We start from the raw sequence: 15,058 nt of genomic DNA, 5'->3' as shown, positions 1-15,058 counted from the left end.
TTTTACCCCCCCTGCATGGGAGCGACAATTTCCACCCGCGCACCGGCTGCGAGCGCAGCACGCTCACGCTCGGTTTTTGGGACAAACTGCCCATTCAGCGCGGTGGCGATCCGCGCACCAGCGTATCCCAGCTCATCAATCAGCCCTGCCAGGGTTGTGGCGGACACGTCCTGTGCCTCGTCATTGACGGTTATTTTCATCGGGCATTACTCCTTGGGGTTTAGGACCCAAAAACCAGATCTGCGGCCTCCCGTGCCCGAGCGGGGGAGAGCAGAAAACCATGGCGGTACATGCCATTAACATAAATATGCTGCCCCTGCCGCACCACACGGGGCATGTTATCGGGGTAGGACGGGCGCAGGCCTGTCCCCATTTCCAGAATTTCCGCTTCAGCAAAGCCGGGGTGCAGGGTCCATGCGGAATTGAGCAGTTCCATCATGGAACGTACGGTCATGCCGCCCGCATTCTCGCTTTCCACCATGGTCGCGCCTACCATGAACACATGGTTATCACGCGGTACGATGTAAACCGGAATACGCGGATGCAGCATGCGTACGGGTCGGTGCAGAATAACATCCGGACAATGGAGCAGCAGCATTTCGCCACGAACACCGCGCAGATGGTCAAGCTGGTTCCTTACTCTCAGGCCCGTGCAGTCCACCACCCAGTCAAACCCGGCCTCGTCCGGTGCTGGCTCGGGGGCTACCAGCACCTGCCCGCCCATCTGCTCCAGCGCATGGGCCAGTGCAGGCAGGGCTTTGCGTGGGTCCACATGCCCTTCATCCGCAAAGAACAGGCCTTTTTGAAAACGCCCGGCAAGGTCCGGCTCCAGCCGTGCAATGTCAGCCTCACCCACGGTTTCGTAATGCGAGGTGCGCCGCCCGAAGCGGGCCAGTTCACCCACATCACGCGCGGGGGCCAGCACCAGACTGCCCTGCCGTACCACACCGGGAACATGGGTTGTCCACCAGTCCACCGAATCGACCGACTGGGCCGTAACTTCCGCCGGAGCCGATTCCGCCTCGCACCATGGGGCCAGCATGCCGCCCGCCATCCATGATGCACCAGCCCCGACCCGCTCCGCGCAGTCATACAGGGTTACAACCCCGCCACGCTCCGCGAGTGTTACGGCGGCGGTCAGCCCCGCCACACCTGCACCTTTTACCAGAATGCGCGGTTTGCCGTTCATAAGCCCTGCTTTCCACTTCCTGACTGATATGCGCGCCTTAATGCGATACCTGCGTGTTATAACATATCCGACGTGACTTTTAGCGCACCGGTCCAGCGTCTGCCATTCACAAAAAACGAACCACCAGCACCATCAACAGACAACACTCCGTAACCGCCGTTACAATCCAGCGCACACCCATATAACCCGGCGGCACCCAGCCGCGCCGCCATGCCGCGCGCTCGGCCACGGCGACAAGTGCAAATGCAGCTATCAACACGGCAATCCCGCCCAGAGGATGCCACATAAACCCCGTGCAGGCTGCAACCCAGCCCAGCAGGGCAGGCACAACACCCGCCAGCAGACGCACATGGTCCGTGCGTGCGGCAGACGCTACAATAATGGTGCGTTCCATCTCCAGTGCCTGCCCCCAGTGCACGGCACCAAGAAAGGAAAGGGAGATGGCCCCGTAAAACAGTTCGGCCATGAGCAGATTGGGCACGGGGACGTGGGAATCGTAAAACACGATGGCGCATGTGCATAAAACATAGGGCACGACCCCGGCCAGCATCAGAACCACACCCAGAAACGGAAGCTTCTTCATAGGGGAACAGACACCCTTTTCTCTGTATTTTCTTGTTCTCAGTGTTGACAGAAAAGCCCAAGACGCTGCCACTAGCAACCGCGTGGAGGAAAGCTCCATAAAGATAGCGTCATAGATTCAAGAATAAGAAACGACGGCACCAGCCCCAGCGAGTGCCACTGACAAGCAGGAACAAACACCATGAGCGCCATTGTTGACATTATCGCCCGCGAAATTCTGGATAGCCGTGGCAACCCCACAGTGGAAGTGGACGTGGAACTGGCATCCGGTGCCAAAGGCCGCGCGGCTGTTCCCTCTGGCGCGTCAACCGGCGCACATGAAGCCGTGGAACTGCGCGATGGGGATGCACGGCGCTATGGTGGCAAAGGCGTGCTCCGCGCCATTGAAAATATCGAGAGCGAAATCCTGCCCACCCTGCAGGGGGCAGAATCCTCTGACCAGATCGACATCGACAACGCCATGATTGATCTGGATGGCACCCCCAACAAAAGCCGCATGGGGGCCAATGCCATTCTGGGTGTCTCGCTCGCTGTGGCCAAGGCAACGGCGGCGGAACTGGAAGTCCCGCTGTACCGCTATGTTGGCGGGTCGTTCGCCCATGTCCTGCCTGTTCCCATGATGAACATCGTAAACGGTGGCCAGCACGCGGATAACCCGATCGACATTCAGGAATTCATGATCCAGCCCGTGGGCGCGCCAACCGTTGCGGACGCCATTCGCTGGGGGTCTGAAATCTTTGCCCATCTGAAAAAAGCACTGAGCGCTGCGGGCCTGAACACCAATGTTGGTGATGAAGGTGGCTTTGCCCCGGCCCTTAAATCTGCTGATGAAGCTCTGGGCTTTATTACCCGCGCCGTGGAAGCCGCAGGCTACCGCCCCGGGCAGGACGTAACCTTTGCACTGGACTGCGCCAGCACGGAATTCTTCAAAAACGGCCAGTACGTCATGGAAGGTGAAGGCAAGAGCCTCGATTCCGCAGGCATGGTCGCTTATCTGGAAGATCTGGTAAACCGCTACCCGATTGTTTCCATTGAAGACGGCATGGCCGAAGATGACTGGGAAGGCTGGGCACTGCTGACGCAGACACTGGGCAAAAAAGTACAGCTCGTCGGCGATGACCTGTTTGTCACCAACCCTGAACGCCTCAGCCGCGGGATCAAGGCTGGCATTGCCAACTCCCTGCTGGTCAAGGTGAACCAGATTGGCACACTGACAGAAACCCTTCAGGCCGTGGAAATGGCCCATCGGGCAGGCTACACCGCCGTTATGAGCCACCGCTCGGGTGAGACGGAAGATTCCACCATTGCCGATCTGGCCGTTGCCACCAACTGCGGGCAGATCAAAACCGGCTCGCTCTCCCGCTCTGACCGGACGGCCAAATACAACCAGCTCATCCGTATTGAACAGGAACTGGTTACAGCCGCCCAGTATGCAGGCCGTACGATCCTCAAAAACAGCTAAAGACTAGGGCGCAGGCAGGGTTTTCTGCCCCTGTGCAATGCCAGATCAGGCCGGTCCCTTGTGGGACCGGCTTTTTTTGTCTGCAACGCCCTTCCCTATCTGGCGCAACATGGGTTACAGATTACGCTGTATTCATGTCTCTTGGTAACCACGACTCTGGCAAGGAGCTGACCAAAAGTGCAGATTGGCCGTTTCTTTCGCCGTGTTGTACGCGCCGTGGTGCCACCTTTGGCGTTTTTAAGCATTGCCGGTTACTTTGGCTGGAACGCCACACAGGGTGACCACGGCATGCAGGCCTACCAGCAGCAGCTTGGCCTGCTGGAACAGGCCAAACAGGCCCGCACGGACGCACAGACCGAACAGAACGCATGGAAGCGCCGTGTAAATGGCCTGCGTGAAAACACGCTGGATACAGATATTCTGGATGAACGCGCCCGTGCCATGCTGAACATGGCCAACCGCAATGATGTTGTTATCCCCTACGACCGGCGCGACCCGCTTTTTTAACCCTGCCCGGCACATGTGCCAGCCGGGTTGATCAGGCGTGAGCCTTTATGCCCACATAAAAAAACGGCGCTCAATGGCGCCGTTTTTTTATAAGATACCGATCTGGCCAGAATTACTTGATTTTGGCTTCACGGAATACGACGTGCTTGCGTGCAACCGGGTCGTACTTCTTCAGTTCCATTTTACCCGTGTGAGCGCGGGCATTTTTCTTGGTCACATAGAAGTAACCGGTGTCAGCCGTCGAGACGAGACGGATCTTGATGACGTTGGTCTTGGCCATGACTTCCTCAGCAGAACATATTTACAGAGCCGGTCCATACGGCTCCGGCGGTGTTCAAGTTGCGGCAAAATGCGCATACAAAGGCAAAAGGTCAAGCTTTCTTACATCAATATGGCGCCACGGACGCCAAAAGGAGACGAATTCATGCTGGATGTGGCAACCGCGCGGGCCAGAATTCTGGAAAATCTGCTGCCCTGCGGTCAGGAAACCGTCGCCCTGAGTGCTGCATGTGGCCGCATTCTGGCTCAGGACGTGCAGGCACGCAGGGCCAACCCACCGGTCTATGTGTCTGCAATGGACGGATACGCCGTAAGGGCAGCAGACACCCGGCCGGGCGCTGTATTGCAGATTATAGACGAGGCCCCCGCAGGCAGGCCGTCTGCCCGCACCGTGGCTGCGGGTGACTGCATCCGGCTTTTTACGGGCAGCCAGATACCTGCCGGGGCGGATGCCGTTATTATTCAGGAAAACACACAGCGGACAGACCAGCAGGTCCTGCTAACACAGGCTGTCACAGCAGGACAGTTCGTTCGCCCACAGGGGCAGGACTTTGCCCAGGGTGCCGTGCTGTTGAGCGCAGGCAGCAGACTCGGCCCGCGGGATATAGGGCTGGCGGCCGCTGGCGGGCTGGTCTGGCTGCCGGTGTTCCGCCGCCCCCGTGTGGGGATTCTGGCTACGGGGGACGAAATCCTCCTGCCCGGTGATACCGCCCCACCTGATGGTATTTTCAACTCCGCCGCCTTCATGCTGGCTGCCCTGCTGGGGCAGAACGGGGCAGACTCCATTGTGCTGCCCGTTGCGCGCGACAACGCCACGTCACTCTCCAACGCATTTGCCCATACCCGTGATCTGGACATGCTGATCACCATTGGTGGTGCCAGTGTGGGGGCTTACGATCTTGTGCGCCCGACGCTGGAAAAAGCCGGGCTTGTCCAGAACTTCTGGAAAATTGCCATGCGTCCGGGCAAACCGCTCATGTCCGGCACACTCAACGGCATGCCAGTGCTGGGTCTCCCCGGTAACCCCGTTGCGGCGCTGGTTTGCAGCATGGTGTTTGTGCTGCCTGCCCTGCGCAAACTCATGGGGGCCAGCGTGACAGACACTCTGGAGACCCAGACCGCATTACTGGGCGCGGATGTAGCCGAAAATGACCAGCGGCAGGATTTTTTGCGGGCCACACTCCAGACCACCGCCGACGGCCAGCCTGTAGCCACACCGTTTGAACAGCAGGGATCTGCGCAACTGAATATTCTGGCCAAAAGTCAGGCACTTATTGTACGCCCTCCCCACGCTCCCGCCCAGAAAGCAGGCACACCTTGCCAGATTATGCACCTGCCCTGATTTTAATATTGACAAAAACAAGAACTTACATAGAACAAATCATAAGATTGATGTTCCATTCCAAACAGCCAGACCGAGGTGCGACATGCTGACCCGAAAACAGCACAAGCTTCTTTTTTTCATTGATTCGCACCTCAAGCAGACCGGCTTTTCTCCTTCTTTTGACGAAATGCGCGAAGCCATGGGCCTGCGCTCCAAGTCTGGTATCCATCGCCTGATCTCAGGGCTGGAAGAACGCGGCTTTCTGCGTCGCCACCACCACCGCGCCCGTGCGCTGGAAGTCATCCAACTCCCCGAAATGAAAGAGGAACTGCCAACCAACGTCATCCGCGGCAGTTTTACCCGGCAAAAGCAGGACCCGGTTAAAATCCCGCTTTATGGCCGCATTGCCGCCGGATTGCCGATTGAGGCCATGGCGGACACGTCCAACACCCTTTCCATCCCCGCAGACATGCTGGGTTCGGGAGATTATTACGCGCTGGAAGTGGCCGGGGATTCCATGATCGAAGCCGGGATTCTGGATGGCGATCAGGTCATTATCAAAAAATCGGATCAGGCTGAAAACGGGCAGATTATCGTCGCCCTGATTGACGGGCAGGAAGTCACGCTCAAACGCCTGCGCCGCAAAGGCAACATGATCGCCCTTGAGCCTGCCAATGCCCGCTACGAAACCCGCATTGTTCCTGCTGAACGGCTGGTTATTCAGGGCCATCTGGCCGGTTTGATCCGCCAGTACTAAACACCAATGGCCACGCCTGATGAGGGTGTGGCCATTGTAATTTTCCTGCCTTTAAGCGCGCACATGCCGTTAAGACCTTGTGCAGACGGCCTCCCACGCCGGGAATGTGGCCGCCGCCTCCGCCACGGAAGCGGGTGAAAGCACGGGCAGATGTGCCACCTCTGCCAAAATGCGGACCTTGCCCAGTTGCGCAATGGTACGGCTATTAGCCGGATTAGGCGGGCCATTCAGCACAACCCCCGCCACAGCTACCCCCCGGCTACGCAACGCCTGTAGGCTAAGCAGTGTGTGGTTGAGCGTGCCCAACCCACTGCGGGCCACCAGCACAACCGGCAGCCCCCATATTGCGGTCAGGTCCAGCATCATCAGTTCATCCGTTGCGGGGACCATTACCCCACCAGCACCTTCCACTACCAGCAGCCTGCCGTCCTCAACTTCAGGCAACGCAAGCTGCTCGCGGCTTACATGCACGCCCTCCGCCTCGGCTGCGGCCTGGGGAGAAAGCGAAGCCTGAAACGCCCCGGCTGGTGGCAAGCACTCAGCCCCCTGCGCAAGATGCGCAACGGTGGTGGTATCTCCTGCCTCATCCGCCAGACCACTTTGCAGGGGCTTCCAGTAAGTAGCCTGCCACCGCCGGACCAGACAGGCGGAAACAAGGGTTTTACCCACCCCCGTATCCGTGCCCGTAACAAACACACCCGCAACCGGCGGTTTGCGAAAACAGCCATAAGCCAGTTGCCACGTTATGGCGGCCCCGGACTGATCCAGCCTACGCGTAACCCGCCGGAGTGCTGCCGCCCCCATTGGTTTACGCCCGGCCTGCGGAACAGAAGCCCCCGTTGCCTTGAGGTGCCTGACAAACTCCAGACCAGAGCCAAAAGCCTGCACACAGCTCTCGCTCTCCCACAGCCCTGCAAACAGCCATGGCGTCCATGCCTGTACCTGCCCGGTCTGAGGATAATGCGGTGTGGCAGGTTGCACGCCTTCGCACGCACAGGCAGCTTTCCATTCCGCGAATGTCCCATCCAGCAGGGTAGAAACCGCCAGCACACCACCCGGTGCCAAAAGTCCGCCGAGCCGTTCCAGCACCTGTCCGGGCTGCTCCAGCCACTGCATGACCAGATTACCACAGACCACATCAAACGGGCCTTCAACCGTGGGGCTGGCGGCGTCCATGAGTTTGAACTCTGCCTGCGGGGGAGCGTGACGTCTGGCACGTTCGAGCATTCGCGGCGCAAAGTCGGTTGCGACAATCCGTGCTTCCGGCCAGTTTCGGGCCAACAGTTCAGTCAGCAGGCCAGTGCCACACCCTATTTCCAGAATACGGATAGGTTTTCTGCCGTCCAGCGCACGGACAAGCCGTGCAGCAAGGTTATGGGCGGCAAGGCGCTGCACCGTTGCGGCGCTGTCATACCCTTCGGCCCGGTCAAAGCTGCGGCGTATCCGCTCCCTGTGCTGCGGGTCTGTCATTGTACGTCCTGTTCCATTGTCCTGCGCGCAGCCTGTAGGAACGTTGCACAGGCTGACACATCCGTTTGCGGGAGCAGGTGTCCACCGTCCACCCATTGCACGGCCGCACACCCGGCAAAACTCTGCTCCGTCATGGCAGGGGTGGCTACCGGGTCCTGCCGGGCAGCCAGAATACCGTATTGCCCTGCCCTCGCTGCCAGTGCAGGTCGGGCATCGCCTGCCAGCAGCAGGTCCAGCCCCTCGCGCAGATGAGGCACACATGGAACCATGCCAGAAGCGGGTGCGCCACAAAGGTTGTAAAAATCGGCCAGAACCTTTTCCGGCGTGTTTGACAGCCCTTTGAACATGCGCTGCAAAATCCGGGCTGGCACGCCAGAGGCAAAGCTCTCCCGCGCGGCAAAGGCGGCAAAAGCGTTAATCCCCACCAGCCGGTCTGTGGGGGAAAGCGCCATATGCTCGGCCAGCCACAAAAAGCCCAGCGAGTGGCCGATCCCCAGTAATGTCTCACCCGGCCCCTGCACAGCCTGCAAATGTTGCGCGGCAAGCATTGGGGATGCGGGGCCTGAACCTTCCAGAAAGCCGAGGTCCAGAACCAGCGCATCCGTCCACCCCAGAGCGTCCACCACCAGTGCCCAGAACCCCGGACCAAACCCCCAGCCATGCACAAATACGGGCTTAACCGGCCTCATGCGCCCAAGGCTCCATGCGCCTGCGGAATGCCATTTTGTGCCGCGGCACCGATAATGGCAGTAGCCAGAGCGTGCATCTGCTCCTGCGTATGGTGAGCATGAAAAACAACCCGCAGGCGGCAGCCACCCGGCGGCACCGTCGGCGGGCGAATGGCAACCGCCAGAAAACCAGCCTGCTCAACCGCCTGCGCCAGTGCCAGCGCCGTTTGCTCCGCCCCCACCACAACGGGAACAATCTGGGTCGTGGAAGGTCCAACCTCCAGCCCGGCCTGCCCCATGCGCTGCCTGAAGCCACAGGCAAGCTCCGCCACATGTACGCGGGCCTCTTCCATATCGGGCAGAAGGTCCAGTGCGGCTTCCACAGCCCCAAGCACCATGGCCGAAGGTGCCGTGGAATAGATAAAGCCCGATGCCGTGTTGTCCAGCCAACGGCACACGGCATCGGATGCCGCTACAAAGGCCCCCATTCCACCCAGCGCCTTGCTGAAGGTCGCGACAACAAGGTCCGCCTGCCCATTGGCAAGCCCCTTGCCCTGCGCGCCCAGAATACCTGTGGCGTGAGCTTCATCCACACACAAAAAAGCATCGTGCCGCTGGGTTATGGCCCGGAGCTGGGCCATGTCCGCCCGGTCTCCATCCATGCTGAAAACGCTCTCGGTCAGGACAATTTTCAGCCCTGCCCCTGCATCCTGCGCCAGAAGGGCATCCAGATGCGCCATATCGTTATGTCTGAAGCGTCTGGGCGTTACCCCTGCGGCGGCACACCCATGGTAGAGGCTGGCATGGATGAACTTGTCCGCCACAATAACGGCCCGCGCCCCCATAACCTGAGCAGAAAAACGGGCAAGAGCAGGCACCACGGATGCATTGGCCTGCCAGCCGGACGAAAATATGCGGGCCGCCTCCATGCCTTTAAGCGTAGCCAGCCGCTGCTCCAGCGCCATGGTCTGGGGTGGGGTACCCGTGACAAGGCGCGAAGCCCCGCTACCGCTCCCTTCTGCCCGCCCCCACGCAGCGGCCCGCTCAAGCAGGCGCGGGTGGGTGCGCAGGCCCAGATAATCATTGGACGAAAAATCAACCAGAACAGCACCCGTATCGGGGCGTTGCAAAAAACCGGGGCCGACCGCATGCCATTGTTTGCAGGAACGCATACGCCCCTGCTCCGCAAAACCGGCCAGCCCCTGCTGGAAAAGATTGTCAAACCGCGTCATGACATCTGTGGTGCCGGAGCCAGCCCTCCGGGTCAATCATCTACAGGAACACCACAGCATGTCCGCACCCGCCTCCATGCCCGACTGGTACCAGCAGGGCCTGCCCCATATCTGGCTTCCTTACAGCCAGATGCAGACAGCCTCCCCGCCTCTGGCGGCGCGGAGCACGCAGGGCAGCCACATTACCCTGACCGATGGACGCGTGCTGGTGGATGGCGTTGCCGCATGGTGGACGGCCTGCCACGGCTATAACCACCCCCATATCCGTCAGGCTGTTACGGAGCAGCTCGGCACCATGCCCCATGTCATGTTTGGCGGCATGGTGCATGAACCCGCCCTGCGCCTTGCCAGCAGATTGTGCGCGCTACTGCCCGGCGATCTGGAACGGGTGTTTTTTACCGATTCCGGCTCGGTTGCGGTGGAGGTCGCCATGAAAATGGCCATCCAGTACCGGTTGAACAGGGGCGAACGCCAGCGCACCCGATTACTGGCGTTTCGGGGCGGCTACCACGGGGACACACTGGCCACCATGGCCATATGCGACCCCGAAGAAGGCATGCACCATCTCTACGGCCCCGCACTGACCGAGCACGTCATAGCCCCCCTGCCCGTAGATGCCTCCAGCACGCAGGCCTTTATGGCGCTCCTTGCACGCCATGCGCATGAACTGGCGGGGATTATCATGGAACCACTGGTGCAGGGGGCTGGGGGCATGCTTTTTCATGCGCCAGAAGTCCTGCGCACAGTCCGTCAGGCAGCAGACCGCTATGATGTGCTGCTGATTCTGGACGAAATTTTTACAGGGTTTGGCCGTACCGGCACCCTGTTTGCCTGCGAGCAGGCCGGTATTACGCCAGATATCATCACCCTGTCCAAAGCCCTTACGGGCGGCACCATGGCCCTGGCCGCGACCGTTGCACGGCGACATGTGTTTGAGGCGTTCCTGTCCGATAACCCCGAGCATGCACTGATGCATGGTCCCACCTTCATGGCCAATCCGCTGGCCTGCGCCAGTGCCAATGCAGCCCTTGACCTGTTTGAAACAGAACCACGGCTGGAACAGGTCGCCGCGATCAATACGATCATGACCGAAGCGCTGGAACCATGCCGCACGCTCCCCGGTGTGCGGGACGTGCGCACACTTGGCGCCATTGGCGTTGTGGAACTGGAAGCACTGGGCAATCCGGACAGGCTGCGCCAGAAACTGATTGCACACGGCGCGTGGATACGGCCTTTCAGGAATATTGTGTACCTGACCCCGGCCTTTACCATAACCGAGGCAGACCTGCGGTTCCTGTGCCGCACAATCCATACCGTACTGGCAGAATAAGCCCGGCTTATGCGCCGGGCGGGAGGGACCCGCTCAGGCGGGCGGGTTATTCATCCATGCGCGGGCGGCCTCTTCATCCGTCTCGCGCGCATCGACCCAGATCATGCGACCATCATCATATTCTTCGCGCTTCCAGAATGGTGCGCCGGTTTTTAGCCTGTCGATCAAAAAGGAGGTAGCCATGAGCGCCGCACCCCGGTGCGCAGCCCCCGCCCCGACAAATACAATGCCCGCTCCTACCTCCAGCCGCCCTACACGGTGGATTACGGTACAGCCTGTCAGGTCAAACCGTGCCAGTGCTTCCTGCGCCAGAGCATGCAGGATTGCTTCGGTCATGCCCGGATAGTGTTCAAGCGTCATGGCACGGAGTCCCTGCCCGCCACGCACCTGCCCGACAAACAGCCCCACCCCACCCGTAAGAGGAGAAAGCGCACTCAGGCGTTCAGCCTCCACCCCTACGTCAAATGGAGCGGCCTGCACCGCAACATGCACCGCCATGGCCCGCTCAGCCCCCCGTCATGGGTGGGAAAAAGGCAACTTCATCCCCCGGAACCACCATCTGCTCAAACGTGCTGAGTGTTCTGTTCACAGCAACGCGCAGTTTGGGCTGGTCCGCCAGAGCCTGCGCAATGGCGGGGTCTGCCCCTTCAATCTGGGTGCGCAGGGTGGCGACCGAAACCCCGGATGCGGGTATGGCCACGCTCAGGCTTTCCTGACCGATCTGCTCACGCAGTGCCGCAAAAAACAAAACTGTTACCCGGTCTGCCATAATCCGCCTTACCAACCTTTTACCTTACCAGCACGTCCTGCGCACCGCCTGCGCTACGGGACCTGCCTTAACATTAATGCACAGGCAGCCCCTGACGGCCGGGTGCGCCAATAGTGCTGATGGAGCCATCCGAATGAACAAGGGTTGTTGTGCCATCCCCATTGGGAATTTCAATGGGTGCAGGCACGGGCCTGCCTGTGTTTGCAGGTTGGGCGCTGGTGCGCCCCAGCTCTGGCGCGGCATACCGGGCCGGGCTGACAACCCCTTTGTGGATGCTCTCCTGCTCGCCCAGACTGATTTCCTGCCCATCTGCCAGTTGCGGGCCTGTTGCTGGCAGTTCCGCCCCTGTCTGGCTGCTCATGCGGCCTCTGGCGACATCTTCCAGCGTTGGCAGCGGCTCAGGTGGGCCGGGCCATATATTGCCCCCCTGGGGCAGAATAGGCACTTCCTTTGTGGCCTGCCCCTGCACACGCCGCATGTTCAGGTCCGAACCAGCCGGGGCATTGGGGTTTTCACCGGGTAGGGAGATGGTGTCGGACATGACTTTCTCAAAGCCTGCACATCCGCTCATCATCATGCACACTCCAAGAAGAGCGGCTTTTCGCATACCCAGACTCCGCATTCCGCCAATATTGTCTGCCACAGGACCAATGCTGCCCATTCTGGCGCAAAGGCTACTACAGATCGACGTGCTGCAAACCCTTGGTCAGATAATCCCAGCCGGTAATCATTGTGAGCACACCGGCAATCCAGAGCAGTATCGCTCCGATCAGGGCAACGGGCAGCCAGGGAATACCCAGCAGCGCGCCCGTTCCATCCCCCGCCAGCAAAAAGCCTATGGCGGTCATCTGGAATCCGGTTTTCCATTTTGCCAGCCGGGTTACGGGCAGGCTGGCGCGCCGCTCGGCCAGATACTCACGCATACCAGATACCAGAATTTCGCGGCACAGAATGATAATCGCAGGCCACAGGCTAAGGTATGGCAGGCGCAAAAAGCCCGCCAGCACCATAAGGCAGGCCCCTACCAGCAGTTTGTCGGCTATGGAGTCAAACATGCGCCCAAAGTCGGACAACTGGTGGCGCGAGCGCGCCAGCTTGCCATCAAAATAATCGGTAATACCGGCCAGAATGAACAGCAGACAGGCCAGCGCATCTGTTTGCGGCGCACCCCATGCGGCAAATCCAACCACAATGGGAATGGCCACAATGCGCGAAAGAGTCAGGACGTTGGGCAGGTCTGTCAGCATTAGAACGCATGCTAGCGCATTTTCCACCATACTGGAATGGTTTGACCTATCGCAAAGTCGTCACTCATCCACGATTTGACTGCAAGGCAGCCATCGGTACGCAAAAAACACCCACCCCGCCTAGTCTGGCGACCAGCCGGGGTGAAAATGCCCGTAAACCACCCGTGCGAGTTCCCGGCTGACACCCGGCGCCGCCTCCAGCGCCTCCAGCCCCGCCTGCCTGACAGCCCGGGCCGAGCCAAAAGTGTTGAGCAGCATTTTTTTGCGCGCAGGGCCAATACCGGGAATGTCATCCAGCTCAGACGTGACAAGTGCCTTGGAGCGCCCCGAACGATGCGTGGTAATGGCAAAGCGGTGCGCTTCATCGCGCAGTCTCTGCAGATAATACAGAACCGGATCACGCAGAGGAAGCTGGAAAGGCTCCGTATGGTCGGTATGGAACCACTCCCGCCCTGCGTCCCTGTCCGGCCCTTTGGCAATCCCCACAAGCTTGACGCCAGTGACACCCAGTTCATCCAGCACCGCCCGCACGGCGGAATACTGGCCTGCACCACCATCTATCAGCAGCACATCGGGCCAGTTGGAGGTATCTCCCGCATCCGCCTCCCTGAGTGCGCGGCCAAAGCGGCGCTCCAGCACTTCGCGCATCATGGCAAAGTCATCCCCCGGTGTAACGGGGCCTTTGATGCGGAATTTGCGGTACGCCTTGCGGTTGAACCCTTCCGGGCCGCCCACAATCATCACGCCATAGGCATGCGCGCCCTGAATGTGGCTGTTATCATACACCTCGATACGCTCAGGCGGCGCATCCAGCGCAAACACATCCGCAACACCCTGAAGCAGCTTTGCCTGCCCTGCTGTTTCGGCCAGCCTGCGGTTGAGGGCATCCCGTGCGTTGGCTACGGCGTGATCGACAACCTGTTTTTTCTCGCCGCGTTGCGGGTTGAGAATTTCCACCTTTTTGCCACGCCGCAATGCAAGCGCCTCGGCCATAAGCGGGCTTTCCGCCAGCGCATGGTTGACCAGAATCTGCGCCGGGCAAGGTTTGTCATCATAAAACTGGACGATAAAGGCGGAAAGAATATCAGCCGGTGCCTCATCCTGCGCATGGGCCGGAAAAAACGAGCGACTGCCATTATTGCGCCCGCCACGTACAAAAAAGACCTGAATACAGGTCTGCCCGGCCTCCTGCCATAACCCGAACACGTCCGCATCCTGCAAGGAGGCAGGGTTGATCACGCTGGAATCCTGCATTTGCGCCAACGCGCGAATACGGTCGCGCAGCACGGCGGCCCGCTCGAAATCCATCTCCTCCGCCGCCCTGTTCATGTCCGCGCCCAGTGTCTCACGCAATGCGGTGTCCCTGCCGGACAGAAAATCCCGCGCCTGCTCCACCAGTTGCCCGTAAGCCTGACGGTCTATGCGCTCCACGCACGGAGCGGAACAGCGCTTGATCTGGAACAGAAGGCACGGCCTGCTCCGGCTGTTAAAAACGGAATCCGCACACGAACGCAGCAAAAACACGCGCTGGATCAGGTTCAGGGTCTGGTTGACCGCCCATACGGACGCAAAAGGCCCCCACAGGCTGGCCCCCTTGACAGCCTTGCCACGGTGCTTGGCAATCTGGGGGAAGTCCTGCCCATCTGTCAGCATCAGCCACGGGTAGCTCTTGTCATCACGCAGGAGGATATTGAAGCGGGGCTTCATCCGCTTGATGTAATTGGCCTCCAGCAGCAGGGCTTCGGCCTCTGTATGGGTTGTCACGATTTCCATGGAGGCCGTTTCCGACACCATGCGCCGCAGGCGTTCGGGCAGACGGCCAACCTGCGTATAGGACGTGACACGTTTTTTAAGCGAGAGCGCCTTGCCCACATACAGCACCTCCCCCTTGCCCCCGAGCATACGGTAAACCCCCGGGGCAAAAGGCATGGTGCGCAGGGCGTGGCGTATGACCTCCACCCCTCTGTCCGGAAGGCCGGGCTGGGCGTTGGTCTGAGCCTCCGCATTATCCTGTGACGAATTCTGTGCAGTCATCTGGCGCTCTTTGGGGGGCGATCAATTTCATCCACCGTTTTTGTGGATAAGTCTGTGGACGATGCGGGGCTGAAAGGGTGCAAACCGCAGATTTTCAGCCTTTCCAACGGATTGCATATTTTTTAATCAAACACATCATGCCATTGATTTAAAAGGATTTTACTCCAAAACACTCTTAACTTGTCATTGCTTTTTCAAACTCTTTGTT

17 protein-coding genes are annotated in these 15,058 nt (G+C 59.7%); 5 read left to right on the top strand and 12 right to left on the bottom strand.

The features are described from left to right. Nucleotides 1-2 precede the first annotated feature (2 nt). From thiS to AB2L51_RS00950, 3 genes are all read right to left on the bottom strand, one after another. A complete protein-coding gene (gene thiS / locus AB2L51_RS00960) occupies nucleotides 3-200 on the bottom strand; it encodes a sulfur carrier protein ThiS (RefSeq protein ID WP_086645874.1) in 198 nt (65 codons plus the stop codon). A gap of 20 nt (nucleotides 201-220) precedes the next feature. Beyond that, on the bottom strand, nucleotides 221-1,189 hold the full coding sequence (gene thiO / locus AB2L51_RS00955) for a glycine oxidase ThiO (RefSeq protein ID WP_395580730.1): 969 nt from the start codon (nucleotides 1,187-1,189) through the stop codon (nucleotides 221-223). Between the two features lie 106 nt (nucleotides 1,190-1,295). After that, nucleotides 1,296-1,772 (bottom strand): DUF3429 domain-containing protein, encoded by a 477-nt coding sequence (locus AB2L51_RS00950; protein ID WP_395580729.1) that lies wholly within the window; start codon nucleotides 1,770-1,772, stop codon nucleotides 1,296-1,298. A 180-nt stretch (nucleotides 1,773-1,952) separates the two neighbouring features. On the opposite strand from AB2L51_RS00950, the gene eno reads away from it, so the two are divergent. Together eno and AB2L51_RS00940 are read left to right on the top strand one after the other, a co-directional pair. Next, a complete protein-coding gene (eno, locus tag AB2L51_RS00945; protein ID WP_395580728.1) occupies nucleotides 1,953-3,233 on the top strand; it encodes a phosphopyruvate hydratase in 1,281 nt (426 codons plus the stop codon). A 177-nt stretch (nucleotides 3,234-3,410) separates the two neighbouring features. After that, nucleotides 3,411-3,740 carry an FtsB family cell division protein gene (locus tag AB2L51_RS00940; protein WP_395580727.1) on the top strand — a complete coding sequence of 110 codons (330 nt, stop codon included), beginning with the start codon at nucleotides 3,411-3,413 and terminating at the stop codon, nucleotides 3,738-3,740. 112 nt (nucleotides 3,741-3,852) lie between these two features. On the opposite strand, the gene rpmG is transcribed toward AB2L51_RS00940, so the two are convergent. Beyond that, nucleotides 3,853-4,020 (bottom strand): 50S ribosomal protein L33, encoded by a 168-nt coding sequence (rpmG, locus tag AB2L51_RS00935; RefSeq protein ID WP_003623017.1) that lies wholly within the window; start codon nucleotides 4,018-4,020, stop codon nucleotides 3,853-3,855. Nucleotides 4,021-4,089: 69 nt separating this feature from the next. Between rpmG and AB2L51_RS00930 the strand changes: the two genes are divergently transcribed. Both AB2L51_RS00930 and lexA read left to right on the top strand, forming a co-directional pair. After that, entirely contained in the window at nucleotides 4,090-5,361 is a 1,272-nt protein-coding gene (locus AB2L51_RS00930; RefSeq protein WP_395580726.1) for a molybdopterin molybdotransferase MoeA, read from the top strand. 85 nt (nucleotides 5,362-5,446) lie between these two features. Then, nucleotides 5,447-6,100: a transcriptional repressor LexA gene (gene lexA, locus AB2L51_RS00925; protein WP_166110121.1), complete on the top strand. Its 654-nt coding sequence runs from the start codon at nucleotides 5,447-5,449 to the stop codon at nucleotides 6,098-6,100. A 69-nt stretch (nucleotides 6,101-6,169) separates the two neighbouring features. On the opposite strand, the gene bioD is transcribed toward lexA, so the two are convergent. The 3 genes from bioD to AB2L51_RS00910 are packed head-to-tail and all read right to left on the bottom strand — an operon-like array spanning nucleotide 6,170 to nucleotide 9,470. After that, nucleotides 6,170-7,570 carry a dethiobiotin synthase gene (gene bioD / locus AB2L51_RS00920; protein WP_395580725.1) on the bottom strand — a complete coding sequence of 467 codons (1,401 nt, stop codon included), beginning with the start codon at nucleotides 7,568-7,570 and terminating at the stop codon, nucleotides 6,170-6,172. After that, nucleotides 7,567-8,259, bottom strand: a complete 693-nt coding sequence (locus AB2L51_RS00915) for an alpha/beta fold hydrolase (RefSeq protein WP_395580724.1) — start codon at nucleotides 8,257-8,259, stop codon at nucleotides 7,567-7,569. Before AB2L51_RS00915 ends, bioD begins: the two co-directional genes overlap by 4 nt. Further along, a complete protein-coding gene (locus AB2L51_RS00910) occupies nucleotides 8,256-9,470 on the bottom strand; it encodes an aminotransferase class I/II-fold pyridoxal phosphate-dependent enzyme (protein ID WP_395580723.1) in 1,215 nt (404 codons plus the stop codon). The genes AB2L51_RS00915 and AB2L51_RS00910 overlap by 4 nt, the downstream gene beginning before the upstream one ends. A gap of 58 nt (nucleotides 9,471-9,528) precedes the next feature. Between AB2L51_RS00910 and AB2L51_RS00905 the strand changes: the two genes are divergently transcribed. Beyond that, nucleotides 9,529-10,800, top strand: a complete 1,272-nt coding sequence (locus tag AB2L51_RS00905) for an adenosylmethionine--8-amino-7-oxononanoate transaminase (RefSeq protein WP_395580722.1) — start codon at nucleotides 9,529-9,531, stop codon at nucleotides 10,798-10,800. 33 nt (nucleotides 10,801-10,833) lie between these two features. Here the strand turns inward: AB2L51_RS00905 and AB2L51_RS00900 are convergent, their stop codons facing one another. From AB2L51_RS00900 to uvrC, 5 genes are all read right to left on the bottom strand, one after another. Then, nucleotides 10,834-11,298 carry a molybdenum cofactor biosynthesis protein MoaE gene (locus tag AB2L51_RS00900; protein ID WP_395580721.1) on the bottom strand — a complete coding sequence of 155 codons (465 nt, stop codon included), beginning with the start codon at nucleotides 11,296-11,298 and terminating at the stop codon, nucleotides 10,834-10,836. A 7-nt stretch (nucleotides 11,299-11,305) separates the two neighbouring features. Next, nucleotides 11,306-11,569, bottom strand: coding sequence for a molybdopterin converting factor subunit 1 (moaD, locus tag AB2L51_RS00895; protein WP_395580720.1), 264 nt, complete (start codon nucleotides 11,567-11,569; stop codon nucleotides 11,306-11,308). Between the two features lie 73 nt (nucleotides 11,570-11,642). Continuing rightward, complete coding sequence (locus tag AB2L51_RS00890) at nucleotides 11,643-12,176, bottom strand: hypothetical protein (protein WP_395580719.1); 534 nt, start codon at nucleotides 12,174-12,176, stop codon at nucleotides 11,643-11,645. Nucleotides 12,177-12,246: 70 nt separating this feature from the next. Further along, on the bottom strand, nucleotides 12,247-12,816 hold the full coding sequence (gene pgsA, locus AB2L51_RS00885) for a CDP-diacylglycerol--glycerol-3-phosphate 3-phosphatidyltransferase (RefSeq protein ID WP_395580718.1): 570 nt from the start codon (nucleotides 12,814-12,816) through the stop codon (nucleotides 12,247-12,249). Nucleotides 12,817-12,936: 120 nt separating this feature from the next. Beyond that, nucleotides 12,937-14,850, bottom strand: coding sequence for an excinuclease ABC subunit UvrC (gene uvrC, locus AB2L51_RS00880; protein ID WP_395580717.1), 1,914 nt, complete (start codon nucleotides 14,848-14,850; stop codon nucleotides 12,937-12,939). Between the last annotated feature and the right edge of the window lie 208 nt (nucleotides 14,851-15,058).

It is taken from the genome of Acetobacter fabarum (assembly GCF_040702925.2).
Classification (GTDB): domain Bacteria; phylum Pseudomonadota; class Alphaproteobacteria; order Acetobacterales; family Acetobacteraceae; genus Acetobacter; species Acetobacter fabarum_B.
The sequence above is the reverse complement of the archived record's forward strand: the minus strand, read 5'-3'. Positions and strand labels throughout refer to the sequence as shown.

What these genes read in the sequence shown, in the direction of transcription:
- AB2L51_RS00890 (WP_395580719.1), bottom strand. Translation starts at nt 12,176, where the DNA reads ATGCGAAAAGCCGCTCTTCTTGGAGTGTGCATGATGATGAGCGGATGT.
- AB2L51_RS00930 (WP_395580726.1), top strand. Translation starts at nt 4,090, where the DNA reads ATGCGCATACAAAGGCAAAAGGTCAAGCTTTCTTACATCAATATGGCG.
- eno (WP_395580728.1), top strand. Translation starts at nt 1,953, where the DNA reads ATGAGCGCCATTGTTGACATTATCGCCCGCGAAATTCTGGATAGCCGT.
- uvrC (WP_395580717.1), bottom strand. Translation starts at nt 14,850, where the DNA reads ATGACTGCACAGAATTCGTCACAGGATAATGCGGAGGCTCAGACCAAC.
- thiO (WP_395580730.1), bottom strand. Translation starts at nt 1,189, where the DNA reads ATGAACGGCAAACCGCGCATTCTGGTAAAAGGTGCAGGTGTGGCGGGG.
- AB2L51_RS00950 (WP_395580729.1), bottom strand. Translation starts at nt 1,772, where the DNA reads ATGAAGAAGCTTCCGTTTCTGGGTGTGGTTCTGATGCTGGCCGGGGTC.
- AB2L51_RS00910 (WP_395580723.1), bottom strand. Translation starts at nt 9,470, where the DNA reads ATGACGCGGTTTGACAATCTTTTCCAGCAGGGGCTGGCCGGTTTTGCG.
- lexA (WP_166110121.1), top strand. Translation starts at nt 5,447, where the DNA reads ATGCTGACCCGAAAACAGCACAAGCTTCTTTTTTTCATTGATTCGCAC.
- rpmG (WP_003623017.1), bottom strand. Translation starts at nt 4,020, where the DNA reads ATGGCCAAGACCAACGTCATCAAGATCCGTCTCGTCTCGACGGCTGAC.
- pgsA (WP_395580718.1), bottom strand. Translation starts at nt 12,816, where the DNA reads ATGCTGACAGACCTGCCCAACGTCCTGACTCTTTCGCGCATTGTGGCC.
- moaD (WP_395580720.1), bottom strand. Translation starts at nt 11,569, where the DNA reads ATGGCAGACCGGGTAACAGTTTTGTTTTTTGCGGCACTGCGTGAGCAG.
- AB2L51_RS00915 (WP_395580724.1), bottom strand. Translation starts at nt 8,259, where the DNA reads ATGAGGCCGGTTAAGCCCGTATTTGTGCATGGCTGGGGGTTTGGTCCG.
- AB2L51_RS00900 (WP_395580721.1), bottom strand. Translation starts at nt 11,298, where the DNA reads ATGGCGGTGCATGTTGCGGTGCAGGCCGCTCCATTTGACGTAGGGGTG.
- thiS (WP_086645874.1), bottom strand. Translation starts at nt 200, where the DNA reads ATGAAAATAACCGTCAATGACGAGGCACAGGACGTGTCCGCCACAACC.
- AB2L51_RS00905 (WP_395580722.1), top strand. Translation starts at nt 9,529, where the DNA reads ATGTCCGCACCCGCCTCCATGCCCGACTGGTACCAGCAGGGCCTGCCC.
- bioD (WP_395580725.1), bottom strand. Translation starts at nt 7,570, where the DNA reads ATGACAGACCCGCAGCACAGGGAGCGGATACGCCGCAGCTTTGACCGG.